The sequence below is a fragment of the Mesorhizobium sp. M7A.F.Ca.US.014.04.1.1 genome, from assembly GCF_003998745.1.
Classification (GTDB): Bacteria; Pseudomonadota; Alphaproteobacteria; order Rhizobiales; family Rhizobiaceae; genus Mesorhizobium; species Mesorhizobium ciceri.
The window spans coordinates 1-996 of sequence record NZ_RZRW01001132.1 but is presented as its reverse complement, the minus strand read 5'-3'; the positions used below and the strand labels follow the sequence as shown (position 1 = coordinate 996).

General features: G+C 58.4%; 1 protein-coding gene and 2 pseudogenes. All 3 read right to left on the bottom strand.

The window, feature by feature from the left end; translation table 11 throughout:
* Positions 1-238 (bottom strand): annotated as a pseudogene (locus EOA22_RS35065) (type VI secretion system baseplate subunit TssE); the annotation flags it as partial.
* Positions 225-683, bottom strand: a complete 459-nt coding sequence (locus EOA22_RS35060; RefSeq protein WP_013525307.1) for an Hcp family type VI secretion system effector — start codon at positions 681-683, stop codon at positions 225-227. The pseudogene EOA22_RS35065 and the gene EOA22_RS35060, both read right to left, overlap by 14 nt.
* A gap of 46 nt (positions 684-729) precedes the next feature.
* Positions 730-996, bottom strand: a pseudogene (locus tag EOA22_RS35055) (type VI secretion system contractile sheath large subunit); the annotation flags it as partial.

Below are 996 nucleotides of genomic sequence, written 5' to 3'. Positions count from 1 at the left end.
TCAGTACCACATCGGCGTCGATGGCACGCGTGCTGCCGGCAACGAGTGTGTCGAGACGGTCCGCGCCAAGCTCGTCGAGCAGGACATGGCGCAGCCCGTCTATTTCCGAGGTCAGGCCCGGCAGATCATTGACGAGACGATCCCAAAGCGACGGCTGGACGGCTTCGCTTTTCGCCCGCAAGCTGCCAGTGGTCTGCTGCATGCCCGCGCCGGGTCGCCGAACCTCACTTGCCGACATAGACATCCATTTCGGCTTCATCATTGCCGTCATAGACGAATTTGATCTTCTTGTAGGCGAAGCTGACCTCTTCCTGGATCAGGTCTTCCTCATCCTCGGCCTGCGACATGTCGTATTCCATGATCGAGGCGTCGGTGAGGGTAACGACCAGGTAATCCTTGGTCTCGCCATCGATGGTCCGGCGGGCCGAGAACACCACCTCATCAAGGGCCTTGTTTTCGAACAAAGCCTTTTTCAGATAGGGCGATGATTTGTCGTAGTGCTTGGTGAATTTGATCATCCCCATGGAGACGCGGCCACGGCGTGACAGCGAATTGGGATCATAAGGTGCGACCATCTTGTAGTCGACGCCATGGATTTCAATCTCGTCATCGTGGCCGTCGCGGGTGCTGGGGCCTTTGATATCGGGAACCTTCAGGAAGCCATCAATCTTCGTAGTCGGCATTGTGTTTCTCCACCGCTTTCAAAAAACCAGGTTGTCGTTGCTGCGATCAAGTCTTAACGGACGGTAGTTCCGAGACCAGTCGGAGCGACGCGTTGATGCCCTCCAGCTGGTAATGCGGGCGCAGATAGAAGCGGGCATTATAATAGCCCGGCCGCCCCTCCACGCTGTCCACCTGGACCTCGGCGGCGGCAAGCGGGCGCTTGGCGCGCGCCTTGTCGTCGGCAAAGGCCGGGTTGGCCAGCACGTATCGATTGATCCACTCGGTCAACCAGATCTGCATGTCGGCGCGCTCCTTGAACGAGCCGACCTCGTC